This window comes from Pseudomonas poae RE*1-1-14 (genome assembly GCF_000336465.1).
GTDB classification, from domain to species: domain Bacteria; phylum Pseudomonadota; class Gammaproteobacteria; order Pseudomonadales; family Pseudomonadaceae; genus Aquipseudomonas; species Aquipseudomonas poae.
The window spans coordinates 167,602-194,113 of sequence record NC_020209.1 but is presented as its reverse complement, the minus strand read 5'-3'; the positions used below and the strand labels follow the sequence as shown (position 1 = coordinate 194,113).

The following is a 26,512-nucleotide window of genomic DNA, read 5'->3' as shown; positions in this document are numbered from 1 at the left end:
CCTTTTAAAAGGTGGAGACGTCCATTCCCCTGTTATCGCACTCGTAACAGGGCTGAAAAATCAGCAAGTTAGCCTGACGGGGCTGCGCTCATGGCTCGATACATACCGCGTTGCCGGTATCGACGAGCTGCTTTTCGCGAACGCTTTCGCCGACAGCCAGCAATGGCATTGCCGCAGCAGAATGTGTTCGCCGACAAAAGAAAAAAGGAGTCCGCCTGTGGCTATTCGCTATGGCAAAGGGCTGATAGGAGGTGCGGTTGTCGTCGCGCTCCTGGCCCTGCTGGTCCACTGGATCGGCATCAACACGATCGAACTGTACCGCGACGATTTGTTGTTTTACCTGCAAGCGCATCTGATTCTGGTTTTAGTCTCCATGCTGGCCGCCCTGATTGTGGGCATCCCCGCCGGCATCCTGCTGAGCCGACCGAACATGGTCGGGCGCGCAGAACGCTTCATGCAGATCTTCAACATCGGCAACACCGTCCCGCCCCTGGCCGTACTGGCCATCGCCCTCGGCGTCCTCGGCATCGGCAGTGGCCCGGCCATCTTCGCGCTGTTCCTCGCCTCCCTCCTGCCCATCGTGCGCAACACCTACGAAGGCCTGAAAAACGTTCAAGGCTCACTCAAGGAAGCCGCCACCGGCATCGGCATGACCCCGCGCCAGGTGCTGTTTCGCGTGGAATTGCCCAACGCCGTGCCGATCATCATCGGTGGCGTGCGTGTGGCCCTGGCGATCAACGTCGGCACCGCGCCGCTGGCCTTCCTGATCGGCGCCAACAGCCTGGGCAGCCTGATTTTCCCCGGCATCGCCCTGAACAATCAGCCGCAACTGTTGCTCGGCGCCGCGTGCACCGCGCTGCTGGCGTTGCTGCTGGACGGTCTGGTGACCATGGCCAGCCGCCTTTGGCTGGAACGCGGGTTGCGTCCGTCTTGAGGTTGGGTAAAGGAATTCACATGAAAAAGCTGACATTGATACTGAGCTGCGTCCTGCTGTGCGCGGGGTTTGCACAAGCCGCCGAAAAACCGGTGATTCGCATCGGCGCCCGGGTGTTCACCGAACAGACCCTGCTCGCCGAAATCACCTCTCAATACCTGCGCACCAAGGGCTACGACACCCGCGTCACCGGCGGTCTGGGCAGCAACCTGGCGCGCAGTGCCCAGGAAAGCGGGCAACTGGACCTGCTCTGGGAATACACCGGCGTGTCGCTCGTGGCCTACAACCACATCGACGAGAAACTCGACAGCGCACAGTCCTACGCCCGGGTGAAAGAACTCGATGCGAAAAAAGGCCTGGCCTGGCTGTCGCCGTCGCACTTCAGCAACACCTATGCGCTGGCGCTGCCGGACAAGGTGGCCAGGGAACATCCTGAAATCAACAACATCAGCGACCTCACCAAAGCCATGGCGGCAGATACCCGGGAACACCGCCTGGTGGCGCTGGACACCGAGTTCGCCAACCGCTCCGACGGCCTGGCCGGCATGGTCAAGCTGTACGACATGAACCTGACCCGCAAGAACACCCGGCAGATGGACGCGGGCCTGGTGTACACCGCGCTGCGTAACGGCCAGGTGTTTGCAGGGCTGGTCTACACCACCGACGGTCGCCTCAACGCCTTCAAATTGAAGCTGCTGGAGGACGACCTGCACTACTTCCCGGACTACACGGCCGCGCCGGTGATCCGCCAGGAATACCTCGACCAGCACCCGCAACTGGCTGCCGAACTCAAGCCGCTGGCCGACCTGTTCGACGATGCAACCATGCGCCAGCTCAACGCGCGGGTCGATGTCGACCATGAAAGCCCGTCCGCCGTTGCCGCAGATTTCCTGCGCCAACATTCCATCAACTAAGAGGAGAAGACATGGAATTCCTGAACGCCTTTTCCCATCTTGATTGGGCCCAGGTGCTGCAACTGACCTGGCAGCACATCACCCTGGTCGGCATTGCCGTACTGCTGGCAATTTTCATTGGCGTGCCCCTGGGCGTACTGATGACGCGCTTCCCGACGCTCGCCGGCCCCTTGCAGGCCAGCGCCACGGTGCTGCTGACCGTGCCGTCGATTGCGCTGTTCGGCCTGCTGCTGCCGTTCTACTCCAAATTCGGCCAGGGGCTGGGGCCAATGCCGGCAATCACCGCCGTGTTCCTCTACTCCCTGCTGCCGATCATGCGTAACACCTACCTGGCCCTCACCGGCGTGGAACCGGGCATCCGCGAAGCCGCCAAGGGCATCGGCATGACCTTCGGCCAGCGCCTGCGCATGGTCGAGCTGCCGATTGCCGTACCGGTGATCCTCGCCGGCGTGCGCACCGCCGTGGTGATGAATATCGGCGTCATGACCATTGCCGCCACCATCGGCGCCGGTGGCCTGGGTGTACTTATTCTGGCTTCCATCAGCCGCAGCGACATGTCGATGCTGATCGTCGGCGCCGTGCTGGTCAGTCTCCTGGCCATCTTCGCCGACCTGCTTCTGCAATGGCTGCAACGCTCGCTGACTCCAAAAGGACTGCTCAAATGATCGAACTTCAAAACCTGACCAAGACTTTTCAAAGCAACGGCAAAACTGTCTCCGCCGTGAACGACGTAAGCCTGACCGTCAATGAAGGCGAAATTTGCGTATTCCTCGGCCCGTCGGGCTGCGGCAAGAGCACCACGCTGAAAATGATCAACCGCTTGATCAAGCCCACCTCGGGCAAGATTCTGATCAATGGCGAAGACACCACCGACCTGGACGAAGTGACCCTGCGTCGCAACATCGGCTATGTGATCCAGCAGATCGGTCTGTTCCCGAACATGACCATCGAGGAAAACATCGTGGTGGTGCCCAAGCTGCTGGGCTGGGACAAGCAGAAATGCCACGACCGCGCCCGCGAGCTGATGAGCATGATCAAGCTCGAACCCAAGCAGTATCTGCACCGCTACCCACGTGAACTGTCGGGCGGCCAGCAACAGCGCATCGGCGTGATTCGCGCACTGGCGGCCGACGCACCGCTGCTGCTGATGGATGAGCCGTTCGGCGCGGTCGACCCGATCAACCGCGAAATGATCCAGAACGAGTTCTTCGAGATGCAGCGCGCGCTGAACAAGACCGTGATCATGGTCAGCCACGACATCGACGAAGCCATCAAGCTGGGCGACAAGATCGCGATCTTCCGCGCCGGCAAGCTGCTGCAGATCGACCATCCGGACACGTTGCTGGCGCACCCGGCTGACGAGTTCGTGAGCAACTTCGTCGGCCAGGACAGCACCCTCAAGCGTCTGCTGCTGGTGAAGGCCGAAGACGCGGCGGACAACGCCCCGTCGGTGAGCCCGGAAACCCCGGTGGCCGATGCCCTGGAACTGATGGACGAGCATGACCGCCGTTATGTGGTCGTCACCTGCGCCGAGAACAAGGCGCTGGGTTATGTACGCCGCCGCGACCTGCACCGCCAGGCCGGTACGTGCGGCCAGTACCTGCGCGAGTTCAACGCCACGGCAGCCTATGACGAGCACCTGCGCATCCTGCTGTCGCGCATGTACGAGTTCAACCGCTCGTGGCTGCCGGTGATGGATGCCGAGCGGGTGTTCCTGGGGGAAGTCACCCAGGAGTCGATTGCCGAGTACCTGAGTTCAGGCAAGTCGCGTGGGGGCAAGACCAGTATTGTCTCGCCTGCCGAAACTGCTTTGGCCTGATAGATTGCTATCGCAGGCAAGCCAGCTCCCACAGGGGAATGCATTCCAGCATAAGAATGCAGTTCAAATGTGAGAGCTGGCTTGCCTGCGATGAATACACCGCAAATCCATCTGATTGGCCCCATCCGGGGAACATCAATCCGTCACACCTGTCGGTTACATAAGTAGCTGCACGCGGTAGCGCGACGAACGCGTGCAAAAACGCGACATTTTTAGTTGATCCCACGCCCATCAAGCCCTAAAGTTCGCGCCGAACGTCCATGCTGGAAACGATCCATCCGGCTCAAGTACTGACGACGAGACAGCAAGGCCAAGGGAAGCGGTACATCCCATGGCCTTTTTGCTTTCGGCGACATGCCTTGGGAAGTAGGCGAACCAAAGTGGGGATACGGAGGACGTTCATTTGCACCCATGGCTAATTTCAGTTTGCCCCTAGGAGTTCCCAGCATGTCGATCCAGGTCGAAGATTATTTCGCGCGCGCCACCTTTGACAAAATGAAGGCGTTCGCCGACAAGCAAGAAACCCCGTTCGTGGTGATCGACACCGCGATGATCAGCCAGGCCTACGATGACCTGCGCGCCGGTTTCGAATTCGCCAAAGTCTATTACGCCGTCAAGGCCAACCCCGCCGTCGAGATCATCGACCTGCTCAAGGAAAAAGGCTCCAGCTTCGATATCGCCTCGATCTACGAGCTGGACAAGGTCATGGACCGCGGCGTCAGCGCCGACCGTATCAGCTACGGCAACACCATCAAGAAATCCAAAGACATCCGCTACTTCTACGAGAAAGGCGTGCGCCTGTTCTCCACCGACTCCGAAGCCGACCTGCGCAACATCGCCAAGGCTGCACCGGGTTCGAAGGTGTACGTGCGCATCCTCACCGAAGGTTCGACCACGGCAGATTGGCCGTTGTCGCGCAAATTCGGCTGCCAGACCGACATGGCCATGGACCTGCTGATCCTCGCCCGTGACCTGGGCCTGGTGCCTTACGGCATCTCCTTCCACGTCGGTTCGCAACAACGCGACATCAGCGTGTGGGACGCGGCCATCGCCAAGGTCAAAGTGATCTTCGAGCGCCTGAAGGAAGAAGACGGCATCCACCTCAAGCTGATCAACATGGGCGGCGGCTTCCCGGCCAACTACATCACCCGCACCAACAGCCTGGAAACCTACGCCGAAGAAATCATCCGCTTCCTCAAGGAAGACTTCGGCGACGAACTGCCGGAAATCATCCTCGAACCAGGCCGTTCGTTGATCGCCAACGCCGGCATCCTGGTCAGCGAAGTGGTACTGGTGGCGCGTAAATCGCGCACCGCCGTCGAGCGTTGGGTGTACACGGATGTGGGCAAATTCTCCGGCCTGATCGAAACCATGGACGAAGCCATCAAGTTCCCGATCTGGACCGAGAAGAAAGGCGAGATGGAAGAAGTGGTCATCGCCGGCCCTACCTGCGACAGCGCCGACATCATGTACGAAAACTACAAGTACGGCCTGCCGCTGAACCTGGCCATCGGTGATCGCCTGTACTGGCTGTCGACCGGTGCGTACACCACCAGCTACAGCGCGGTTGAGTTCAACGGCTTTCCGCCATTGAAATCGTTCTACGTGTAACCCCTGCCCGATCAAAAAGCCCACGCCTTGTCGTGGGCTTTTTGCATGTAAAAAGGAATGTTTCTCAACAACCCACGGCATAATGCGCGCCGTCAATCCCTATCCAGTTCTGCGAGGCCGTACGACGTGTTGAAGAAAACCCTGTTCCAGTTGCACTGGTTCTTCGGCATCACGGCCGGGCTGGTACTGGCCCTGATGGGGATCACCGGGGCAGCGGTGTCGTTTCAGGATGAAATACTCAGGGCGCTCAACCCCCATGTATTGAACGTTGAAAAGCGCGACGCCGGCGTGCTGCCACCCGCCGAACTGGTGCGCAAGCTGGAGGCCACCGAAGGCAAGACCGTGTCGATGCTGTGGGTGGAAAGCGACAGCGGCAACGCGGCGCGCGTTTTCTTCAGCGCGCCACCGGGTGAGCGACGGGGGCAGATGCGCTACTTCGACCCCTACACCGGCGACTACAGTGGCGATGCGACGGGTCAGGAGTTCTTCGGCATTATCCTGCAGGTGCATCGCTTCCTCGCCATGGGTGAAACCGGTCGGCAGATCACCGGCGCCTGCACCCTGATTCTGCTGTTTTTCTGCCTGTCCGGCCTGTACCTGCGCTGGCCGCGCCAAGTGAAGAACTGGCGTGCCTGGCTGACGCTGGACTGGCGCAAAAAAGGCCGCAGTTTCAACTGGGACCTGCACTCGGTGTCCGGCACCTGGTGCCTGCTGTTCTATCTGTTCTCGGCGCTTACCGGCCTGTACTGGTCCTACAACTGGTACAACAAGGGCCTGACCCAATGGCTGTCCGACGCACCACAGAACGAACGGGTACGCACGCGTAACCCGGCGCCCGCAGACGCCCTGCCTGTGGCCAATTACGACGCGATCTGGAGCAGCGTCTACAGCAGCGCCGGCCCCGGCCTGAGCGCCTATAACATCCGCATGCCGACCGTCGCCGGGCAGCCGGCCATCGTCTATTACCTGCTGCGTGACGCGTCTCATGACCGCGCGCTGAACCAGATCAACCTCGACCCCGCCACCGGCGAGGTCAAAGCCCATGAGCGCTACGCCCGCAAAAGTCTCAAATCGCAGCTGCTGACCAGCATTTATGCGCTGCACACCGGCAGCTACTTCGGCATCGTGGGGCGGGTCATCCTCACTGTCAGCGCGCTGTGCATGCCGTTGTTCTTTATCACCGGTTGGCTGTTGTACCTCGACCGCCGCCGCAAAAAACGCCAGGTGCGCGATGCCCGCAACGGCCTTGCGAACAACCACAGCCAAGCGCCGGCCTGGCTGATCGGCTTCGCCAGCCAGAGCGGCTTTGCCGAACAACTGGCCTGGCAGACCGCCGGGCAATTGCAGGCCGCTGGCCTGCCGGTAAAGGTGCAGCCCCTGGGCAGTGTCAGCCAGAATGAATTGAGCCAGGCGCAAAACGCACTGTTCGTGGTCAGCACCTTCGGCGATGGCGAAGCACCCGACAACGCCCGTGGTTTCGAGCGCAGCGTGCTGGGCCAGGATGTGTCCCTCGCGGGCTTGAACTACGCGGTGCTGGCCCTGGGTGATCGCCAGTACGAACACTTCTGCGGCTTTGCGCGGCGCCTGCAATTCTGGCTGACCCAACAGGGCGGCAACCTGCTGTTCGCCCCGGTGGAAGTCGACAGCGGCGACACCGCTGCGCTGCTGGACTGGCAACAGCAACTGGGCCAACTCACCGGCCAGGCGCCGGCAGCGGCCTGGCCGGTGGCGCAGTATGAACAGTGGACGCTGAGCCAGCGAACACTGCTCAACCGTGACAGTGCGAGCACGCCGGTGTACCTGCTGGGTCTGACGTCAGCGGCGCCCCACGCCTGGCTGGCCGGTGACCTGGTGGAAATCCTGCCGTGCAATGGCAAGGACGCCATCGAACAGCTTCTCCAGAGCCTTGGCCTGAACGGCAGCGACGATGTGCTGATCGACGGCCTGGCGAAACCGCTCGCTCGGGCTCTGGCCACACGCCAGTTGCCGGCCAAGCTTGCACACCTGGTCGGCTTGCACGCCCAGGCGGTGGTGGATGCATTGGTGCCGCTGGGCATGCGCGAATACTCCATCGCCTCGATTGCCAGCGACGGCGTGCTGGAACTGATCGTACGCCAGGAGCGCCGCCCAGACGGCAGCCTGGGCCTGGGCTCCGGCTGGCTCACTGAACACGCCGCGATCGGCTCCGCCATCCGCCTGCGCCTGCGCCGCAACACTGGTTTCCATCTGCCAGAGATGCCCGTGCCGCTGATCCTGCTGGGCAACGGCACCGGCCTCGCCGGCCTGCGCAGCTTGCTCAAAGCGCGCATCGCCCTGGGCCATCAGCGCAACTGGCTGTTGTTTGGCGAACGCACGCGCCAGCATGACTTTCTGTGCCAGGACGAACTCCACGGCTGGCTGGCCAGTGGCGACCTGGCGCTACTGGACCTGGCGTTTTCCCGCGACCAGGCAGAAAAAATCTACGTGCAGGACCGTCTGCGCGAATCAGCCGACGTGCTGCGCAAATGGCTGGCCGAAGGCGCGGCGATCTATGTGTGCGGGAGTTTGCAGGGCATGGCGACAGGGGTGGATCAGGCGCTGGTGGACATACTGGGCAGTGAGACAGTGGAGCGGTTGATTGAGCAAGGGCGTTATCGGCGGGATGTGTATTGATGTGCCGAACGCTGTGCAGGCTGCAACCTCTGCTCAAACACAGAAACCCCATCCAGGTCGCGCAAAATCACCGTCAACTCCGCCGTCTGCCCGTCAATCTGTACCTCGCCAAAAAACTGAAATCCGGCGAACGGCGAGGTGTTCTGCGCCGGCGGTGCTTTCTCGAACACCACTTCCGGGCCAAAGGTTTTATCCAGCGGGTTAGGCCCGAAACTCCCGGCATTCAAAGGCCCGGCGACAAATTCCCAGAACGGTTCGAAATCCTGAAACGCCGCCCGGTCGGGGTGGTAGTGATGCGCTGCGCAATAGTGCACATCCGCCGTCAGCCACACGTGATTGCGCACCTGCTGGGCGCGCAGGAACCCAAGCAGTTCGGCGATTTCCAGCTCGCGGCCCTGCGCCGGGCCCGGGTCGTTGTTGGCAATGGCTTCCCAGCGCGCCACGCCAGGGCTGACTTCACCGTCGGGCACACCGAGGCCGATGGGCATGTCGGCCGCAATGACTTTCCACTGGGCCGTCGAGGCCTTGAGTTCGCGCTTGAGCCAGTCCAACTGTTCGCGCCCGAGAAAAGGTTTTTCACCGCCCAGGTTGTCATCATTGGCGCCGCGATAACTGCGCATGTCGAGCACGAACACGTCCAGCAACGGGCCGTAGGCGAGCTTGCGGTAAATCCGCCCGCCAGCATCGGCGTCCTGCCGGCGCATCGGTGAATACTCCAGCCAGGCCTGGCGCGCACGGCCGACCAGGGTATTGATGTCCTTGACCTTGTAACGCTCGTCGAGCTGCTTGCCGGGCGACCAGTTGTTCACCACTTCGTGGTCGTCCCACTGCCAGATCTGCGGCACCTCGGCGTTAAAGCGCCGCACGTTTTCGTCCAGCAGGTTGTAGCGATAGTTGCCGCGATAGTCGTCGAGGGTTTCGGCGACCTTGCTCTTGGATTCGGTGGTGAGGTTGCGCCAGATGCGCCCGCCTTCGGTGGGCAGTTGCGCCGGCACCGGGCCGTCGGCGTAGATGGTGTCGCCGCTGTGGATAAAGAAGTCCGGCAGGCGTAGACGCATGGCTTCGTAGATGCGCATGCCGCCGATGTCCGGGTTGATGCCAAAGCCCTGGCCGACGGTGTCGCCGCTCCACACAAAGCGAATGTCGCGGCGCTGCTGCGGCACGCTGCGCAGGTGGCCGAACCACGGCTCGCTGGCGACGCCGCTCTGGGCGTCCTCGAAATGCACGCGGTAGAAAATCGCCTGATCGACCGGCAAGCCGGTGAGCTCGACGCGAGCGGTGAAATCGCTGCGGCTGTCGGCCAGCGGCGAGACAAACCGGCGCGGGTTGCTGAACACGCTGCGGGTGTCCCACTCCACCACCATGCGCGCGGGGCGGTCGCTGCGGCTCCAGATCATCGCGCGGTCGCCCAGCAGGTCGCCGGACTGCACACCGTCGGTGAGCTGAGGCCGGTCCTTGACCGACGCGATCACCGCCGGGGCCAGGCCAGGCAACAACAGGCCGGCGCCGACGACTTGCATCACGCGGCGACGGCCGAGATCGAAGTGGCTCATGCGGGGGTGCCCTCTGGGTATCGAAGAGGCCACTAAACCATGCCGATATGACACCGACCTTACAGCCAATAAAGCGCTGAATGTGGGAGCAAGCCCCCTCTCACAGAAAGCCTCCCTGCCACCTCTTCTAGGCGGGCGCGACTGCCAGCTCTACCGCCTCCGGGCGTTTGATCAGCGCATACACCACGCCGGTCACCACGCTGCCGGCCACAATCGCCAGCAAATACAACAGCGCGTGATTCATCGCATTTGGAATGATCAGCACGAACAACCCGCCGTGGGGCGCGGCCAGTTTGCAACCGAAGTACATCGACAGCGCACCGGTCAACGCGCCGCCGGCGATGCTGGCCGGGATCACCCGCAGCGGGTCCTTGGCCGCGAAAGGAATCGCGCCTTCAGAGATGAAGCACATACCCAGAATCATCGCCGCCTTGCCGGCCTCGCGCTCGGTCTGGGCAAATTTGCGCCGCGCCAGGAAGGTGGCGATGCCCATGCCGATCGGCGGCACCATGCCGGCGGCCATGGTCGCGGCCATCGGCGCCCCGCTGGAGGCCGCCAGCAGGCCGACCGAGAACGCATACGCGGCCTTGTTGATCGGGCCGCCCAGGTCGACGCACATCATGCCGCCGAGCAGGATGCCAAGCAGCACGGCGTTGGTGGTGCCCATGGTGCTGAGAAAGTCCGTGAGGCCGGTCAGCAGTCGCGCCACGGGCGGGCCCACCAGGTAAATCATCGCCAGACCGGTAAACAGGCTGGCCAGCAGCGGAATGATCAGGATCGGCTTGAGGGCTTCCAGACTCTGGGGCAACTTCACCGCGCGGGTAATCAGCTTGACGCAGTAACCGGCGAGAAAACCGGCGAAAATCCCGCCGATGAACCCCGCACCCAGGGTGCCGGCCAACAGGCCGCCGATCATGCCGGGCGCGATGCCGGGACGGTCGGCGATCGAGTAGGCGATATAGCCTGCGAGCAACGGCACCATCAGCATGAAGGCCTGGTCGCCGACGCTCTTGAGGGCCGCCGCCAGGGTGCCCTTTTCTTCGAAGGCATGAATGCCGAACACGAAGGACAAGGCGATCAACAAGCCGCCTGCCACCACCATCGGCAACATGAACGACACACCGGTCAGCAGATGCTTGTAGACCCCGGTTTTTTCCTGTTTGGCCACCGCGCCGCTGGCGGCGCTTTCCACCACACCTTCGGCCAGCGCCTTGTTGAGGGTCGCTTCCGATTGTTTGAGGGCAATGCCGGTGCCGCAGCGGTAGATCTTCTTGCCGGCAAAGCGCTCGGTGGCGACTTCGATGTCCGCTGCCAGCAACACCACATCGGCCTCGGCGATGGCCTGCGGACTCAATGGCGTGCGCGCGCCGACCGAGCCCTGAGTCTCCACCTGCAGGTCGTAACCCAGGCGCTTGGCCGTCTGCTGCAAGGCTTCGGCGGCCATAAAGGTGTGCGCCACGCCGGTGGGGCAGGCGGTGATCGCGACGATACGCGGCGCCTGGCTGGCCGCTTGTTGCGTGGCGACGTACACCTGAGCCTCTTCGGCCCCACGGCGCAATACCGCCTCGACATCGGCCAATGCCTGGGCCGGCGTGCTCTGGAACACACGCTTGCCGATAAACCGTTGCATGTCCACCGGCGTGCTGCTGACCAGCAAGACCCACTCGGCATCGTTGAGGATCGCTTCGGACAACTGACGTTCGGGGTGCTGCACATCGATCACTTCGACGCTGGTGCTCCACCCCTGGCGCTGCGCGGCGGCGTCCAGCAAGCGGGCGCACAGCACACTGGTGACCATGCCGTTCGGGCAGGCGGTAACAATGGCTAATTTCATCACAAACCCTCTTATTGTTCTGTCAGCGCGCGCACTTGGACGCCGCTCTGCAAAATATCCAGCTGTGCGTGGTCGCTGATGCCGAAACCGACCTGCGTCACCGCCATCGCGGCAATCGCCGTGGCGCGGCTCAGGGTCTGTTCCGGCGTATCGCCACTGAGCAGACCGTGGAGCATCCCGGCCAGCAGCGAATCACCGGCGCCCACGGTACTGGCCACCGTTACGTTGGGCGGCGTGGCGTGCAGGGCGCCGCCGGGGCGGTACCAACTCACGCCTGCAGCACCGTCGGACACCACCACATGTTCCACACCCAGCTGATGCAAACGGCTGATGGCATCCGGGGCATCGCCCAGGGCTTCGGCCAGTTCTTCGGTATTGGGCTTGACCAGCCAGGGTCCGGCCTGGAGCCCGGCGCTCAGGGCTTCGCCGCTGGTGTCGAGGGCGATTTTCAAGCCTTGCGCCTTGAGCGTCTCCAGCAACGCCTGAAACCACTGCGGGCTGACGCCGCGCGGCAAGCTGCCGGCGACCACCACCGCGTCGAACCGGGGGCCGATCTCTGCCAGCAGTGCGAGCAGTTGTGCTTGCGCCTGCTCGGTCACCTGCGGCCCCGGTGCATTGATATCGGTGACGCGGCCATTGTGTTCGGCAATCTTGATATTGCTGCGGGTTTCGCCCGGCACGCGCACGAATGCGTCGACGAACCCACGGCGGCTGATCAGCGCATCGAAGGCCTGCGGGTTGGCGTCGCCGAGAAAGCCACTCACGCTCAACTGATGGCCCAGATCGGCCAGCACTTGGGCGACGTTCACGCCCTTGCCCGCCGCATGGGTGAGCATGTTTTCGCTGCGGTTGACCTCCCCCGGCTCAAGGCGCGGCAGCTGTACCGTGAGGTCCAACGCCGGGTTCAGCGTCAGGGTCAGAATCTTCGCCATTTACACGGCCTCCACTAAGGCTCGCACTTCGGCGGGCGAACCCACCGCCAGTGCTTTTTGCGCCAGGCTTTGGGCCTCGCTCAAGCTGAATTCACGCACCCGCGCTTTGACTTCAGGAATGCTGCGGGCCGACACGCTCAACTCGTCCACCCCCAGCCCCACCAGCACCGGCACAGCCAACGGGTCGGCGGCCAGTTCGCCGCACACACCCACCCATTTGCCGTGGGCATGAGCCGCGCGCACGGTGATGTCGATCAGTTGCAAAACGGCCGGGTGCAGGCCGTCAGCCTGGGCGGACAGCGTCGGGTGGCCACGGTCGATGGCCAGGGTGTACTGGGTGAGGTCGTTGGTGCCGACGCTGAAGAAGTCGACTTCCTTGGCAAGTACCGGCGCCAGCAGCGCAGCCGACGGCACTTCGATCATGATGCCCAACTGCAAGTCGGCCACCGGGATTTCCAGGCGCAGGCGCTCGGTCATGTCACGGGCCGCGCGCCACTCATCGACGCTGCCGACCATAGGGAACATGATGCGCAGCGGGCGGTTGTCCGCCGAGCGCAACAGGGCGCGCAGTTGCGCTTCCATGATCTGCGGGCGTTGCAGGGTCAGACGAATACCGCGTACGCCGAGGAAGGGGTTTTCTTCTTCGGCAATCGGCCAATACGGCAGCGGTTTGTCGCCGCCCACATCCAGGGTGCGCACCACCAGCGGGCGACCGTCGAGGCCGTCCAGCACGCGACGGTATTCGGCTTCTTGAGTGGCTTCGTCCGGGGCTTGCGAGTGGGCCATGAAAATCAGTTCGGTACGCAGCAGGCCGATGCCTTCGGCGCCCTGCTCCACCGCGCTGGCCACGCCGGCGCTTTCGCCGATGTTGGCGAACACTTCCACCGAATGACCGTCGCGGGTGCGCGCCGACTCGTGGCGCTGAGCCGAAGCGGCTTGCAGACGCTGCTCACGGGTGTCGCGCTCCACGGTGGCACGTTGCAGCGTAGCGGCATCGGGGTCGACGTGCAGGCGACCGCGCTGGCCATCGAGCAGCAACGGTGTGCCCGCAGCCAGCAGCAACACGGCCGGCCCGGCGCCGACCAACGCGGGAATACCGAGGGCACGGGCGACGATGGCGCTGTGGGCCGTGGCGCCACCGCGGGCGGTGAGGATGCCGGCCACGCGAGCCGGGTCCAGGCGCGCGACGTCCGAAGGGCCGACTTCGTCCATCACCAGAATGTAAGGCTCGCTCGGCTCCTGGGCGCTTTCGACGCCGCACAGTTGCGCCAGCACTCGGCGGCCGATGTCGCGCAGGTCGGCGGCGCGCTCGGCGAGCAAGGCATCCTGCAGCGACTCCTGCTGTTTGGCAGCGCTTTCGATCACGCTCATCCACGCCGCCTGCGCGCTTTCGCCCTGCTTGAGGCGCGTGTCGACGTCATCGGTGAGTTCCGGGTCGTCGAGCATTTCCTGGTGGGTGATGAAAATCTCGCGGATCGCCTTGGCCTGGCTGCGCTCGATCAGGCCCTGGATGTCGCGGCGCACATCGGCCAGCGCATCCTGCAGGCGCTGACGCTCAATGGCACAGGACTCGCCGCGCAGCGGGTAATCAAACACCTGTTGCACCTGGACATGCGCAGGACCGATGGCGATGCCCGGCGCGGCAGCGATGGCCTGGCTCTGGCTGCCGGCAAGCGGCGCGCTGATGACGGGTTCGATCTCGACGGGTGTGAGCTGCTCGCTCACCGTCGGCAGCGGTTCGACCTCTTCGCCGAGGCCCTGCTCGACGGCGGCCAACAGGGCGGGCAAGGCGTCGCCGGCAATGGTGGGTTCGGCGACAAACTCCAGCACCTGACCGCGACGCGCGCCGAGGCTGAGCAGCTTGCTCAGGCTTTTGGCCGACACGGCGCCCACCGGCCCATCGACGATGCGCAGGCGGATATCGCCGTCAAAGCTTTTTGCCAATTGCGCGAGGATCTTCGCCGGACGCGCGTGCAGGCCGTGAGCGTTGGCCAGGGTGACGCGCGCGTTGGGCCAGTCCGGCGGCAGTTCGCCGCCGAGCACTTCGAGCACCGCGCGGCTGCTTGTGGCGCGGCCCAATTCCTGGCCACGTCCTTCGATCAACAAGGCACACAGGCGTTCGAGCAAGGCCTGATGCGCTTCGCCCAGGCTCGCCAGGCAGAACAGGCCATTGAGCGGCTGGCCAAGGTAGCGCATGGGTTTGTCCGGGGTGACGAACGCCAGGCCCGGGCTTTTCACCGTTTGTTCGCTGTGCAGCCACCACAGGCCATCGCCCAGGGGCAGCGCTTCGACCTGCTGCAGCACAGCGGCGAAACCATTGCTCACGCAGTCGGCCTGGCGCAGCAGGCGTGCGCCGCGCCATACCAGCTCTTCAAAATCATCGGCGGACACGCCCAGGCTGATCATCTGGGCGTCCAGCGCCAGTTCCTGCGGCGCGCCTTGCAACAGTTTCAACAGCGCTTCGGCGCTTTCAGCGCGGCGCAGCGCCTGGCCCAGGTCGGTTTCACCGAGGGCGCGGGTCAAGAGTTGCAGCAGGCGCAGGTGTTCATCGGACTTGGCGGCAATGCCGATCGCCAGGTAGACGATCTGGCCGTCGCCCCAATCCACCCCTTCGGGGAACTGAAGCAGGCGCACGCCGGTGGAAAATACCTGATCGCGGGTTTCCGGCGTGCCGTGGGGAATGGCGATGCCTTGGCCGAGGAAGGTCGAGCCTTGGGCTTCACGGGCTTGCAGGCCACTGAGGTAGCCCTCGGCGACCAGGCCGTCGGTCACCAGTGTGTCAGCGAGCAGTTGCAAGGCAGCAGATTTATCCACAGCCGATTGGCCCATGGATATCTGCTCTACAGTGAGCTCAAGCATGCCGTTCTCCTAGTTAGTGCGCGCAACGCACTAGGTATTGTTTTGAATAAAACAGTGTAAGCGTGTTTATGAACTAAACGGCTGATGGTCAATTGGCAGTAGCCAGTCAGTCGCGAACGTCGTAAAAATACGCTGGCTGAAACGTTTAATCTAGAATTTATGGCAGATTACGCGTTAATTGCGCAAGCTTGAAGGACCACTCGGCACTTGAGCTTGGACATTAGTCGCATGCAGGAATCGGTTACGATTGGACAAAATGTCGGGGCAAGCTCCAAAAAACAAGGAAATCCCGCTTTGAAACTCAGCGATATCGCACGTCTGGCCGGTGTGTCAGTGACCACCGCCAGCTATGTCATCAACGGCAAAGCCGAACAGCAACGCATCAGCAGTGCAACGGTCGAGCGGGTGCGTGCCGTGGTGCAAGCCCATGGTTTTACGCCCAACCCCCAGGCCGCAGGGCTGCGCAGTCGGCATACGCGCACCTTGGGCTTTATCTTGCCGGACCTGGAAAACCCCAGTTACGCACGCATCGCCAAGCTGCTGGAGCAAGGCGCGCGGGCGCGTGGCTATCAATTGCTGATTGCCAGCTCCGACGATGACGCCGACAGCGAGCGTCAACTGCTGCAACTGTTTCGCGCGCGGCGCTGCGATGCGCTGTTCGTCGCCAGTTGCCTGCCGGCAGGCGATGACAGTTACCGCGAACTGCAAGCCAAGGGCCTGCCGGTGATTGCCATCGACCGGGTCATGGAAGCCGGGCAGTTCTGTTCGGTGGTCAGCGACGACCGCCAGGCGTGCCAGCAACTGACCAGCAGTCTGCTGCGACCGCTGCCCGGGCAGATTGCGCTGATCGGCGCGCGGCCCGAGCTGAGCATCAGCCAGGAACGCGCCGCAGGCTTTCACCAGGCGCTGCAAGACTTTACCGGCGAGGTGATTGTTGAACAGGGCGAGGCTTTCAGCCGTGAATGCGGCCGACAGTTGATGGAGCAACTGCTGCAACGCCTGGGGCATTTGCCTGACGCGCTGGTGACGACGTCCTACGTGCTGCTGCAAGGCGTGTTCGATGCGCTGCACGATTACCCGCTCAAGTCGCAACCGTTGCGCCTGGGCACCTTTGGTGACACCCAACTGCTGGACTTCCTGCCGCTGCCGGTCAATGCCATGGCCCAGCAACATCAGTTGATCGCCGACGCGGCGTTGAGCCTGGCCCTGGCCGCCATCGAAGAGGAACACTACCAGCCCGGCGTGCACGCCATTGGCCGCACCTTCAAGCAGCGCATTCACGAGGCCTGAGCGTGGAGCTGATCGACACCCACACCCACCTGGATTTTCCGGAATTTGACGCCGACCGTAGTGAAGTGCTCGCTCATAGCCGACAGCTTGGCGTGCAGCGCATGGTGGTGCTCGGGGTGTATCGGCAGAACTGGCAGCGGGTGTGGACGTTGGTGCAGGCGGATGAAGGCCTGTTCGCCGCCTTCGGCCTGCATCCGGTGTACCTGGAGCAACATCGCCCTGCCGACCTGACTGAACTTGGCGACTGGCTGACACGCCTGCACGGCCATCGGCAATTGTGCGCCGTGGGCGAGATAGGTCTGGATTACTTTCTTCAAGAGCTGAACCGCGAGCGCCAGCAACCGCTGTTCGAGGCCCAGTTGAAGTTGGCCGAGGACTTCCGGTTACCGGCGCTGGTGCATGTGCGTCGCAGCCATGCCGCCGTTATCGCCACGCTCAAGCGTATCCGCCTGTCACGGGGCGGCATCATTCACGCGTTTGCCGGCAGCCTGGAAGAAGCACGCGAATACATCAAGCTGGGCTTCAAACTCGGCCTGGGCGGGGCCGCCACCTGGCCCCAGGCCCTGCGCATGCACAGGGTGCTTGCTCAATTGCCGCTGGAGGCCATGGTGCTGGAGACGGATTCGCCGGATATGGCGCCGGCCATGTACCCGGGCCAGCGCAACAGCCCGCAGCACTTGCCTGCCATATGTACTGATTTGGCAGAGCGCATGGGCATCAGCCCCCTAGTGCTGGCTGAGACGAGCACACGCAATGCGCGCGAGCTGTTCAATTGGTAGCACGTGGGCCGGGTTGACCACTTGCAGCTCCAGGGTCATCTGCTGCCGGTAACGGACATGACGCAACACCAGCACGTGCACCAGCGCCGCGCCCAGCGATACGCTCAGTTGCTCGATGAGGCCGATGAACCCGATCCATTGCGCTACCTGCGCCGCGATCAGCGTGGCACAGGTCAGCACAATCATGCCCGGCCGCATCAGGGCCCAGTGGTCCAGGGCCTTGAACCTGCGCAACTGCCTGGGGCAACTCAGGTGCAGAATGCGCTGGCAATACGGGCAGTCGAAAGGCTCCTGGATCGCGATGGCGTTCAGTTGCCAGGGCTTGAGTTCAAAGGTGATGTCGCAATGGGCGCAGTGCCCCTTGATGCCGATTGCAGCCGTCATCGTCGTGCCTCCATTGGAACGTGAGTGAATGATATGAATTCTCACTCATCCACGTCGGCAGAAAGCGCCACGCGAGGAAATCAGGATATGCACCACAACCGCGAACGAAACACCCTACAACCTTCTCTCACATACAAAATATGGAACGCGCCGCCAAGCCTTCGACCTGGCTTTGTCACGCAGCAAACAGAGCCCCTGTGGCGAGCGGGCTTGCCCTAATGCCGTTCAGTTAAGCGTAAATCCCCTCTGGGAGCGGCGCTGCGACTTGCCCGCGGAAGCGGTGGGTCAGTCGACCTCAATGTTTGCTGGGCCGACGCCTTCGCGGGCAAGCCCGCTCCCACATTTGATCGCGTTCACATTCCCCATTCCGGTCGGCTCTCAGGCCACCGCGCTCTTGATCTTGATCTGAGGCGCCCCGTCAAACACGCTGGCTTAACTGAACGGCGTTGGGGTGCGAAGCGCCCCCAATCCAGCAAAACGCGGTTTACCTGATACGGCTCAGCGCCTGGTTTTGGTGCGCAGCCCAACGCAGGACAAGCCTGCTCGCCACGGGGAATCTGCGCTTAACTGAGCGGCATTAAGGCAAGCCCGCTCGCCACAGCAATGTGGTTGACTGACTCAGCTCATGCCCCACCCAAAGAAGCAATTGATCAAGGCAACACGGTCCAGATGGCGAAGCCGGCATACCAGAGCACGGCGGCACGCAGCAGCAATTCCCACAGGCGATCCAGGCTGTTGATGCCTTCCGCCCCGACGACCGGCGGCGGGATTTCAGCGGCGGCCAGGCCGACCTTTTCCACCAGTTGCGCGGCGCTGATGTCCCAGTTCAGCAGTTCGTGCAGCATCACGCGGCCAACCGCGACGAAGTTGCCTACGAGGGCAAAGCTCGCGGCCAAAAGGCGCACGGGCACCCAGTCGAATGCATGCCGCAGTTGCCCGGAGCGCTCGGCCACCTGGGGGTTCTGGCTGTGTTCATTGGCCAGGGCCAGCAGGCGATAAGCCAGTGCCGCGACCGGGCCCAGCAGGAAATACCAGAAAATCACCGCAAAAAAGCTCTGGTAGGCCTGCCATAGCAGGTGGGCCTGGACGCGTTCCAGCAACTGCTCACCGCTGTCGGCAGCCACGTTCAGGTCGCGCTCGGCCACGTGTTCGGCGGCCTGCAAATCGCCGCGCCGCCAGGCATCACGAAACGGACCGAGTGCCGTGAGCAGATCGCCACGCCCAAGGCTGTAAATCAGCACCAGCAAATGCACCGGCAATGCCAGCAGGCCGTACGCCACGGGCTCCAGCACCAGCAATAGCAACGCCAGCAATACCACCGGCAACAGCACCAGCACGGCCAGGACCAGCCAGGGCTGCTTGCCGAGCCGCGGGCTCGCTTCCAGCCTGGCCAGCTCGCGCAACCAACCGCCATCACGCTGCAACCGCTGGCGCAACGCCGAGAACTTTTCGATCCACACGGCCAATACCAACACCAGAAAACTCATTGTGCGTGTTCTCCTTGCTCCAGGGCGCGACGAAAGCGCGTCCAATCAAATGCAGGGCCCGGGTCGGTCTTGCGTCCCGGCGCGATGTCGCTGTGACCACAAATACGTTGAGGGGTGATGCCCGGGTAAGCCGCCAGCAACTGGCTCGTCAGCTCTATCAGCGATGCATACTGGGTATCGGTGTACGCCAGGTCGTCCGTGCCTTCCAGCTCGATGCCCAGGGAAAAGTCATTGCACGTCTCTCGCCCCTCAAAGCTTGAGACACCGGCATGCCAGGCGCGGTCGAGGCAGGACACAAACTGCGTCACTGCACCGTCGCGCTCAATCAGAAAGTGCGCAGACACGCGTAAGTCGGCAATCCCCTCAAAGTAGGGATGTTCCGTGACATCCAGGCGATTCTGAAAAAACGCCTGTACCTTGCCAGTGCCGAACTGCGCCGGAGGCAAACTGATGTTATGCACCACCAGCAGTGAGATTTCGCCTGAGGGGCGCTCGTTGAAGTTGGGCGAAGGGCAGTGACCAATGCCCTGGCACCAACCACTGGCGGGGTCCAGTTGCATGCAGGATCCTTGAACGTGACTAAGTGAACGTGACTAATTGTGGCCAGTATGCCGCGTTCCACCCTGCCGTTGCGATCACTTGCCGCGATTGAGTTGGCGCAGTTTGCCGGTCACTGCCGTCAACGCACGCTCGAACAGCGGGCCATCATCCAACGGGTGCAGAGCGCCACGCTTGAACGCAAGGGCCAGTTGGCCGACGCTTTTCTCCATGACCTTGAGCCCCGAGCGGTTGACGAACACGTAGCTACCCACAGGTGCCATGATCGCCAGCAGCTTGCAGCGCAGGGGGGCTGGCCGCTCATCCTGTAACTCGACCCAGCCGCCAATTCGCAGCTGCAGCGCTTTGAGCAGATCAGGATCGTCCGCCGCCAGGTCTTCGCAGGCATCGACTGCACCGGGGCCGAGCACACATGGCTCGCACACCTCAATCAGCGCCTCGACACCCTCCGCCGGTTGCAGATGCAACGTTTGCAGGCGCACAAAGAAATCGCGCGCGTCGAAGGGATCGACCGCTGCGCTGGTCAGGCCGTCACGCAATGCCTTGAGCAACCCCGGCAGTTGCTCCACCAGATGCCGACCGGCCTCGCTGTCGTGCTGCAGGCTGACGCTCCAGATCAGCTCGTCCATGGTGCGCAGCCCCGCCTGCCACTGCACCGACTGCTCACCATGCTTGAGGCTGGCCAATAACAACACCTGGCTCCAGGCCTGTTGCAGAAACTGCACCACGGCCTGCGGCAACACCTTGCCCAGCAGCCTTCGGTCAAGCACGTCAGCCACGTGTTGACGCGCCGCATCGGCACGAATGCGCCCATCCTCAGCGTCACGGGTGTGTTGTTCAATCAACTCGCTGCGCCGCTGCTCCTCGGCGCACGATGCGCTGAACTGCGCCAGCAACCGGGAAAAAATCGCCGGGTCGTCGACGTATTCATTGAGCAGGCACTGCACGACGTGTTCGATGCGCAGGTACAGACTGTCGCGCTGATAATCCTCGCACGGGTTCCAGCCCAGGGCCGAGACGGCGATTTCATTGAGCAACTGCCGCGCGGGATGACTGGCGCAACTGAAAAGACGTTTGTCCAGCAACGCCACCTTCAGCAAAGGGATCTGCAAACGCGCAATCAACGCCTTGCAGGCTTCAGGCACCGCAGGGTCCTTGAGCATGAATTCGAACAGCAGGGCGACCAGGTTGATCACGTCTTCGTCGGCGTCCTCCACCACGCGGGACTTGCCGCTCTTGACGCTGACGCGGGTCAATAGTTGTTCAAGCTGGTTACGCAGGTCGAAGTCATCCTCGGCCTGGGGTTCCGGGACGTATTGCTGCAGATGGGAAAGCAGGCGCAGCAAGTCGCGGGTGGCAATCGGCTGGGGTTCAGCGCTGGCTTCCAGAGTGGGCGCCACACTGCCGCGCACGGCCGCGAGCATCTGCTGCAGCGCGGCGAAGTCCTGCTGACCGTTTTCATCCAGGGTCTGGTCGGTGCCTGGCAAGCTGCCTGGCGGTGCAGGTTCGCTCGCCACACATCCAACACGGCGACGGGAAGGCGCGCTCTTGAGTTCAGGTAAAACGCCGGTCGCCACCAGCAACTGATTGGCCTCGCCGTACAACAGATCGGCGTCGCTGAGCACGTATTTTTCAAACAGCTTGAGCATGATCAGCTTGACGCGGATTTCCACACCGAGGCTGCGCCCGGCGCGCAGGAAAAATTCGCACAACAGGGCCGGGCCCAAGGGGTTTTCCCGCTCGTCCAGTTGCTTGCCAAGCAGGGCGTTCAGACGAGCAGTCAATTGCCCCAGGGCCAGGCCATCGCGGTGCCGCACCCGGCCGAGCATCGCCTCGAGCGCCACGGCTTTTTCGCGGGCATCGTCGGTGGTGACTGGCAGCGAATCGTAGGACACCAGCGGGACCATTTTCGGCTCACCGCTGCCCGCTTGGCCGAGGTGGGCGAAGGCCTGGAACAGTTGCGCCATGAAGGCGCGTTCGAAATTCTTGCGCTTGAGCCGCAGGTCGCGCATGGCCTCGAAAAAGATATGGTGATCCGCGTTATTGCGGGCCTTGTCGGCCATTTCGAACAAGGTGTCGTCGGCGTTATCAAACAGCTCCTGCAAGCCCTGTTGCAACTGTTGGGCAGCCTTGTCGCGAACCTGCAGCAACACCACCGGCAGGCGCGCCAGCGGCGATGGCGTAGCCTGTGCCCTGTTGATGGACACCACCTTTCCGTCATTGTGCATCCTGGCCTCCTGAAACGGCGGTGTAGGGGGTGGGACGATCAGGCGGGCGCCGCCGATATCCGATTATCACCGGGACGTCAAAGCTATGACGCCAATTGCAAGGCGCGGGATTATCTTGCAAACAGGGGCCGTTACGCCAGCAAACTCTGAGTTTCACCGGCAAAAGAGCAGGTGGCGGTGGGTTCGGCCACGCAGTGCCCCTATAATCGGCGCACATTGTTTGTGGAGCCTGTTATGCCGAATCTCCGTCTTGCCGACATCGCTGCCGAAATCGAAGCCAACGTGCGCCGCGCACTGCTGGAAGACATCGGCAGTGGCGACATCACCGCGCAGTTGATCCCGGCTGAACGGCTGGCGAAAGCCACGATCATCACCCGCGACGCAGCGGTTATCAGTGGCACGGCCTGGGTGGATGCCGTGTTTCGCCAACTGGATCCGCGGGTCGCCGTGCATTGGCAGGTGGCCGATGGCGAGCGTGTCAGCCCCAATCAGGTGCTGTTCCACCTCGAAGGCCCTGCCCGCTCGCTGCTCAGCGGTGAACGGTGCGCACTGAATTTTCTGCAACTGCTGTCAGGCGTTGCCACGCGTGCCCAGTACCTGGCCGACTTCGTCGCCAGCACCCAGGTCAAGTTGCTCGACACACGCAAAACCCTGCCGGGCCTGCGCTTGGCGCAGAAGTATGCGGTGACCTGTGGCGGCTGCCATAACCACCGCATGGGTCTGTACGACGCGTTCCTGATCAAGGAAAACCATATCGCGGCCTGCGGCGGCATTAGCCAAGCGGTTGCCGCCGCGCACAAAATCGCGCCGGGCAAGCCAGTGGAAATTGAAGTGGAAAGCCTGGAAGAATTGCGCGAAGCACTCGATGCCGGGGCCGATATCATCATGCTCGATGAATTGAGCCTGGACGACATGCGTGAAGCGGTGCGCCTGAACGGCGGCAAAGCCAGGCTGGAAGCGAGCGGCGGGATCAACGAAAGCACCTTGCTGCCCATCGCCGAAACCGGGGTGGACTACATTTCTATCGGTGCGATGACCAAGGATGTGAAGGCGGTGGACTTGTCGATGCGACTGAGTATCTGACACCGGATTAATGCAGGAGCGAGCAAGCTTGCTCCTGCAAAGGTTCGGGTTCAGACGACCAAGTTGTTCATCTCGCAGTACTCGTCCCATTCGACACCCAGCACCTCGGCCGCCTCTTTGTGCAAGGCCAGGCGTGCGGTTTCGAATTCTTCCGGTGTCGAGGTGTACTTAAGGGTCAGCTCCCAAGGCTGGAGATTCTGGCTCTCGGCCTCATCCTCGAATGCCCACTGGATCTGGTCGCGCTGATCATCAGCACTCAGGTCCTTGATCTCTTCTTTGAGCTGCGGCGTGGCCTCAAGGTATTTTTTGAGGGCTTCTTCGTGCCGGGCTTCCTGGGTCAGTTCAGTCGTGGTCATGGTGTTCTCTCAGATCTGGGAATGGGGATGCATCTGGGTCATCAAGGTTGCGCAGATACGAAAGAGCAGGCGTGAATACCTGCTCGTCTGGCCTTCAGAACCATTCTTGGATCAGCTGAAAACAATATTGCCGTTGAGTCAGTTCGCGCATCGGACGCTCAGCCCGATACGCTGAACGATAATAGGCACTCTGCCGAAAGATCGCCACCCTCAGAAGGTGACGGGAGAAACCTCATTCGTTCGTTGACTGCCTGACGTTTCATGAGTGACGATCGAGCCAACATCCCTACGTGGAGAATGCATTTGCCCACCCCCCCGAAAACCTTCTCGCTTGCGCAGGTCCAGCAACAGCTACAGCAAATGGGTATCGCCTTCGTCGCCCATGGCACCGCTGCTCAAAGCGCCTTTGCATTCAAGAGCCTGCGTCAGATAGAGCAAGGCGGGATTTATTTTTTGGCGCCGGGCATTGGCCAGCCGCCGCCGATAACCCATTCAATAGTCCTGCGCGAAGGGGCCGATGTGTGCGGCGAAGGCAATGTAATACTCCAGGTCGATCATCCACAGTTGGTGTTTTATCGCCTGATGGAAGCCATGGTGCCAGACCGAAAAAAAATTCAGGGCATCCACCCCACCGCCGTTATTGGCGAGGATTGCGAAGTCGACCCTGCGGCTTACATAGGACCTTTCTGCGTACTGGAGGACTGTGTTGTGAAGGCAGGTGCCAACCTTCACTCCCACGTGACCGTGATGCGCGGAACCACCATCGAAGAAGATGTCACCATTGAATCGCACTCCACCGTCGGCGCAACGGGGGCGGCCTGGATCTGGGACCCGACCACGCGCCAAAGAGTGGTTCAGCCGCAGATCGGCTACACCCGAATCATGCAAGGCACCTTCCTCGGTACCGATGTGACCGTGGTACGTGGCTCGGTCAACGAGACAACCACCGTTGGCCAGGGGTGCGTCATCGCACACGGCAGCAAGATTGGTCATGGCTCATTGATCGGCGACGAGTGTCACTTTGCCAATAACGTATCGATTGCTGGCAACGTCACACTCGGCAATCAGTGCTTTCTTGGATCGGGTGCTATCGTAAGACCACAGACGCGCATAGCCGAGCGCACGGTGGTTGGTGCCGGAGCCGTGGTGGTGAAACACATTGAGGAGCCCGGACTTTTGGTGATGGGCATGCCAGCCAAAACGGTGAAGTCGGCAACTGACGATCTGTCGGGTGTCCCAAAATCATTGGAAAACTAAAAGTATCGAAATGAACAATTACTCAATCGTTTCAGACAAGGCGGTAATAGGCGATGGTGTTGTGATCGGCCGGTTCTGCATCATTGAAGATGATGTTGAAATCAAGGAAGGTGCTGTGATCGAAGACTATGCCATGGTGCTCAAAGGCGCCAAAATCGGCAGGCATACAAAAATCGGCACCTATACGAAAATTGGTCGCAATGCAGTGATTGGGGATGATTGCTCATTCACTTCCTACTGTGAAATTCGAGACAACTGTCAGTTGGGCAACCGCGTACTGATGGGCAGTCGCGGCACACTCTCCGCCAACACCATTGTTGAAGATGATGTGGTGATGAAATATGCATTCGTGGTCACCGATACGCCCGACCTCACCAAAAATGACGAAAAATGCGTAGGCACGCTCAAGAAAGGCTCACGCTTCGGCGCCAGCGTCGTGATCATGCCGTCTGTGACCATTGGGGAAAATGCCGAGATTGGCGCGTGCTCTCAGGTGCGCAAGGATGTGCCCGACAACCAGGTGTGGTTTGGCATACCAGCCAAGTACTATCGGGACGTTTGAACACGCCGGCTCAGGGCCTTGGCAGGGCTATCACGCCCTGGGCCCAGAAGCGCGGCTGCAGGTGATCGCCCCGCCCGTCCAGATAGGCCTGCCGGGCGTGTTCCAGATGCGGAACGTCGCGGATTACCACATACACCAACAGCCCCACGGCGAGCACACTTGTCATCCTCCAAGCGCCAGCAGCGAGCGGCAGAGCAGGCGGCTCAGGGGCTCGCCGCACATGCAACGCCATCAACCAGCCCACCACCAACGCCAGCCAAACCTGCGAGTTGGGCATCACGATCACGCCATCGACCATGGACTGCGTCAGTGCGCCGACCAGCGCCGCAAACAGGCATAAGCGCAGAAGATCGGCCCGCGTGGCAACCATGGCACGCTCACGGATCAGTCCAACGGTGGCCCAGCCGCCCCAGCCTGCCAGAACCGCCACGCACAGTGCCGACGGCACGCCCCACTCACTGGCCCATTGCAGCACGGCCTGGTGAGGGTGGGCGGCGATGGGATTGGCCACATCGGCGAAATGCATGGGCCCGAAGCCCAACCATGGGCGCTCGGCAATCATCTGCCAGCCCTGCCACCAGATCGGGCCGCGACCCGACAGCGACGTGGTGAGACGCTCACCGGCGGCACTGACAATCTCGTTGCCAGAATGGTGCGCCAGCAGCATGAACAAGCAGCCGTAAAGCAACAGGCCACCGCAAACACCCGCCAGTTGCCAGGCCACCCAGCGCCGCCCCGAGGGGCCAAGCCACACCAGCACAGCCGCCGCCACCGCCATGCCAAGCCATGTACCACGGGTGCCGCCGCTGATTGCAATCAACCACCAGACGCACAACAACACCAGCGCGGCCGCGCGTGCGGGACGGGAGACCTTGGGGATCAGCAGGGACAGTGCCAGCAATGGCAGGGTGAAGGTCTGGAATTGACCGTAGAAGCGCTTGTTGGAAAATCCGGACAGCAGCAGGTCAAGGTTGAGCAGGCGCTGGCCACTGCCGAACGCGAGTATCAACGCGTACCCGTACTGAACGGACTTGATCACGCATAACATCAGCACGATCAACATCAGCGCGCTATCGATCGATTCACCGCCGTGGCGCCTGAGCGAGGTAACCGCCAGCGCAATCGCCGCACTGCAAATGAACAGCGCCATTTCAGTGAGTGCCCACAGGGGCTGATGCGCAAGCACCGAAGATACCAGGCCCAGTACCATAATCAGTGCCAGGCCTGCGGCGGCAGGCCGATTCACCGACCCCTCGCGCGAAGAGACCGACAACCCGTACAGCACCGCGCACAGCCCCAGGCAGATCTGTGTCCCCCGTTGCAGGTCATGCCCGCTGAACGGCGCACAGATGCCGAGCGCCAGCAGGCACGCTGTGGCGATCAGAAACAGATTGTCGCGCTGAATGCGGGTTAACAACAC

21 protein-coding genes are annotated in these 26,512 nt (G+C 62.1%); 11 read left to right on the top strand and 10 right to left on the bottom strand.

All coding sequences use genetic code 11. From position 1 onward, the window contains the following. The first annotated feature begins 217 nt into the window (after positions 1 to 217). From H045_RS00895 to H045_RS00870, 6 genes are all read left to right on the top strand, one after another. Positions 218 to 934: an ABC transporter permease gene (locus H045_RS00895; protein WP_004372306.1), complete on the top strand. Its 717-nt coding sequence runs from the start codon at positions 218 to 220 to the stop codon at positions 932 to 934. Positions 935 to 954: 20 nt separating this feature from the next. Then, on the top strand, positions 955 to 1,848 hold the full coding sequence (locus tag H045_RS00890; RefSeq protein WP_015371158.1) for a glycine betaine ABC transporter substrate-binding protein: 894 nt from the start codon (positions 955 to 957) through the stop codon (positions 1,846 to 1,848). Positions 1,849 to 1,859: 11 nt separating this feature from the next. Continuing rightward, positions 1,860 to 2,513: an ABC transporter permease gene (locus H045_RS00885; RefSeq protein WP_004372310.1), complete on the top strand. Its 654-nt coding sequence runs from the start codon at positions 1,860 to 1,862 to the stop codon at positions 2,511 to 2,513. After that, entirely contained in the window at positions 2,510 to 3,667 is a 1,158-nt protein-coding gene (locus tag H045_RS00880; RefSeq protein ID WP_004372312.1) for an osmoprotectant ABC transporter ATP-binding protein OsmV, read from the top strand. Before H045_RS00885 ends, H045_RS00880 begins: the two co-directional genes overlap by 4 nt. A 447-nt stretch (positions 3,668 to 4,114) precedes the next feature. Beyond that, entirely contained in the window at positions 4,115 to 5,278 is a 1,164-nt protein-coding gene (locus tag H045_RS00875; protein WP_004372314.1) for a type III PLP-dependent enzyme, read from the top strand. A 126-nt stretch (positions 5,279 to 5,404) separates the two neighbouring features. Continuing rightward, the gene (locus H045_RS00870; RefSeq protein WP_041931411.1) at positions 5,405 to 7,930 is read left to right on the top strand and encodes a PepSY domain-containing protein; all 2,526 of its coding nucleotides are present in this window, start codon (positions 5,405 to 5,407) and stop codon (positions 7,928 to 7,930) included. On the opposite strand, the gene H045_RS00865 is transcribed toward H045_RS00870, so the two are convergent. From H045_RS00865 to ptsP, 4 genes are all read right to left on the bottom strand, one after another. Continuing rightward, positions 7,909 to 9,483 (bottom strand): alkaline phosphatase D family protein, encoded by a 1,575-nt coding sequence (locus H045_RS00865; RefSeq protein WP_015371156.1) that lies wholly within the window; start codon positions 9,481 to 9,483, stop codon positions 7,909 to 7,911. The two genes, H045_RS00870 and H045_RS00865, sit on opposite strands and share 22 nt — an antisense overlap. A gap of 127 nt (positions 9,484 to 9,610) precedes the next feature. After that, positions 9,611 to 11,317 carry a PTS fructose-like transporter subunit IIB gene (locus tag H045_RS00860; protein WP_004372320.1) on the bottom strand — a complete coding sequence of 569 codons (1,707 nt, stop codon included), beginning with the start codon at positions 11,315 to 11,317 and terminating at the stop codon, positions 9,611 to 9,613. 11 nt (positions 11,318 to 11,328) lie between these two features. After that, positions 11,329 to 12,249 carry a 1-phosphofructokinase gene (pfkB, locus tag H045_RS00855; RefSeq protein ID WP_004372322.1) on the bottom strand — a complete coding sequence of 307 codons (921 nt, stop codon included), beginning with the start codon at positions 12,247 to 12,249 and terminating at the stop codon, positions 11,329 to 11,331. Further along, positions 12,250 to 15,108: a phosphoenolpyruvate--protein phosphotransferase gene (gene ptsP / locus H045_RS00850; protein ID WP_015371155.1), complete on the bottom strand. Its 2,859-nt coding sequence runs from the start codon at positions 15,106 to 15,108 to the stop codon at positions 12,250 to 12,252. Positions 15,109 to 15,402: 294 nt separating this feature from the next. Between ptsP and cra the strand changes: the two genes are divergently transcribed. Beyond that, positions 15,403 to 16,398 (top strand): catabolite repressor/activator, encoded by a 996-nt coding sequence (gene cra, locus H045_RS00845; RefSeq protein ID WP_004372326.1) that lies wholly within the window; start codon positions 15,403 to 15,405, stop codon positions 16,396 to 16,398. A gap of 2 nt (positions 16,399 to 16,400) precedes the next feature. Beyond that, positions 16,401 to 17,177: a TatD family hydrolase gene (locus H045_RS00840; protein ID WP_015371154.1), complete on the top strand. Its 777-nt coding sequence runs from the start codon at positions 16,401 to 16,403 to the stop codon at positions 17,175 to 17,177. Here the strand turns inward: H045_RS00840 and H045_RS00835 are convergent. The 4 genes from H045_RS00835 to H045_RS00820 all read right to left on the bottom strand — a co-directional run bounded on the left by H045_RS00835 (position 17,124) and on the right by H045_RS00820 (position 21,834). Then, positions 17,124 to 17,561, bottom strand: coding sequence for a hypothetical protein (locus H045_RS00835; RefSeq protein WP_004372330.1), 438 nt, complete (start codon positions 17,559 to 17,561; stop codon positions 17,124 to 17,126). The genes H045_RS00840 and H045_RS00835 overlap by 54 nt on opposite strands. A 650-nt stretch (positions 17,562 to 18,211) precedes the next feature. Further along, entirely contained in the window at positions 18,212 to 19,048 is an 837-nt protein-coding gene (ampE, locus tag H045_RS00830) for a regulatory signaling modulator protein AmpE (RefSeq protein WP_015371151.1), read from the bottom strand. Beyond that, positions 19,045 to 19,608 carry a 1,6-anhydro-N-acetylmuramyl-L-alanine amidase AmpD gene (ampD, locus tag H045_RS00825; protein WP_004372336.1) on the bottom strand — a complete coding sequence of 188 codons (564 nt, stop codon included), beginning with the start codon at positions 19,606 to 19,608 and terminating at the stop codon, positions 19,045 to 19,047. The genes ampE and ampD overlap by 4 nt, the downstream gene beginning before the upstream one ends. A gap of 75 nt (positions 19,609 to 19,683) precedes the next feature. Continuing rightward, positions 19,684 to 21,834 carry a DUF1631 domain-containing protein gene (locus H045_RS00820; protein WP_015371150.1) on the bottom strand — a complete coding sequence of 717 codons (2,151 nt, stop codon included), beginning with the start codon at positions 21,832 to 21,834 and terminating at the stop codon, positions 19,684 to 19,686. A 234-nt stretch (positions 21,835 to 22,068) separates the two neighbouring features. Between H045_RS00820 and nadC the strand changes: the two genes are divergently transcribed. Continuing rightward, a complete protein-coding gene (gene nadC, locus H045_RS00815) occupies positions 22,069 to 22,917 on the top strand; it encodes a carboxylating nicotinate-nucleotide diphosphorylase (protein WP_015371149.1) in 849 nt (282 codons plus the stop codon). Between the two features lie 50 nt (positions 22,918 to 22,967). Here the strand turns inward: nadC and H045_RS00810 are convergent, their stop codons facing one another. Then, complete coding sequence (locus H045_RS00810) at positions 22,968 to 23,273, bottom strand: DUF6388 family protein (protein ID WP_004372341.1); 306 nt, start codon at positions 23,271 to 23,273, stop codon at positions 22,968 to 22,970. 261 nt (positions 23,274 to 23,534) lie between these two features. On the opposite strand from H045_RS00810, the gene H045_RS00805 reads away from it, so the two are divergent. Both H045_RS00805 and H045_RS00800 read left to right on the top strand, forming a co-directional pair. Next, the gene (locus H045_RS00805) at positions 23,535 to 24,530 is read left to right on the top strand and encodes a hypothetical protein (RefSeq protein ID WP_169895115.1); all 996 of its coding nucleotides are present in this window, start codon (positions 23,535 to 23,537) and stop codon (positions 24,528 to 24,530) included. Positions 24,531 to 24,540: 10 nt separating this feature from the next. Continuing rightward, positions 24,541 to 25,092, top strand: a complete 552-nt coding sequence (locus H045_RS00800; RefSeq protein WP_004372345.1) for an LbetaH domain-containing protein — start codon at positions 24,541 to 24,543, stop codon at positions 25,090 to 25,092. Between the two features lie 10 nt (positions 25,093 to 25,102). Here H045_RS00800 and H045_RS00795 read toward each other — a convergent pair whose 3' ends face one another. Then, a complete protein-coding gene (locus H045_RS00795; protein ID WP_015371146.1) occupies positions 25,103 to 26,512 on the bottom strand; it encodes an O-antigen ligase family protein in 1,410 nt (469 codons plus the stop codon).

Coding starts and splice junctions, on each gene's coding strand:
- H045_RS00820 (WP_015371150.1), bottom strand. CDS start 21,834: ATGCACAATGACGGAAAGGTGGTGTCCATCAACAGGGCACAGGCTACG.
- pfkB (WP_004372322.1), bottom strand. CDS start 12,249: ATGGCGAAGATTCTGACCCTGACGCTGAACCCGGCGTTGGACCTCACG.
- H045_RS00875 (WP_004372314.1), top strand. CDS start 4,115: ATGTCGATCCAGGTCGAAGATTATTTCGCGCGCGCCACCTTTGACAAA.
- H045_RS00885 (WP_004372310.1), top strand. CDS start 1,860: ATGGAATTCCTGAACGCCTTTTCCCATCTTGATTGGGCCCAGGTGCTG.
- ampE (WP_015371151.1), bottom strand. CDS start 19,048: ATGAGTTTTCTGGTGTTGGTATTGGCCGTGTGGATCGAAAAGTTCTCG.
- H045_RS00835 (WP_004372330.1), bottom strand. CDS start 17,561: ATGACGGCTGCAATCGGCATCAAGGGGCACTGCGCCCATTGCGACATC.
- H045_RS00805 (WP_169895115.1), top strand. CDS start 23,535: ATGAGTGACGATCGAGCCAACATCCCTACGTGGAGAATGCATTTGCCC.
- H045_RS00860 (WP_004372320.1), bottom strand. CDS start 11,317: ATGAAATTAGCCATTGTTACCGCCTGCCCGAACGGCATGGTCACCAGT.
- H045_RS00865 (WP_015371156.1), bottom strand. CDS start 9,483: ATGAGCCACTTCGATCTCGGCCGTCGCCGCGTGATGCAAGTCGTCGGC.
- ampD (WP_004372336.1), bottom strand. CDS start 19,608: ATGCAACTGGACCCCGCCAGTGGTTGGTGCCAGGGCATTGGTCACTGC.
- ptsP (WP_015371155.1), bottom strand. CDS start 15,108: ATGCTTGAGCTCACTGTAGAGCAGATATCCATGGGCCAATCGGCTGTG.
- H045_RS00890 (WP_015371158.1), top strand. CDS start 955: ATGAAAAAGCTGACATTGATACTGAGCTGCGTCCTGCTGTGCGCGGGG.
- nadC (WP_015371149.1), top strand. CDS start 22,069: ATGCCGAATCTCCGTCTTGCCGACATCGCTGCCGAAATCGAAGCCAAC.
- H045_RS00880 (WP_004372312.1), top strand. CDS start 2,510: ATGATCGAACTTCAAAACCTGACCAAGACTTTTCAAAGCAACGGCAAA.
- H045_RS00810 (WP_004372341.1), bottom strand. CDS start 23,273: ATGACCACGACTGAACTGACCCAGGAAGCCCGGCACGAAGAAGCCCTC.
- H045_RS00800 (WP_004372345.1), top strand. CDS start 24,541: ATGAACAATTACTCAATCGTTTCAGACAAGGCGGTAATAGGCGATGGT.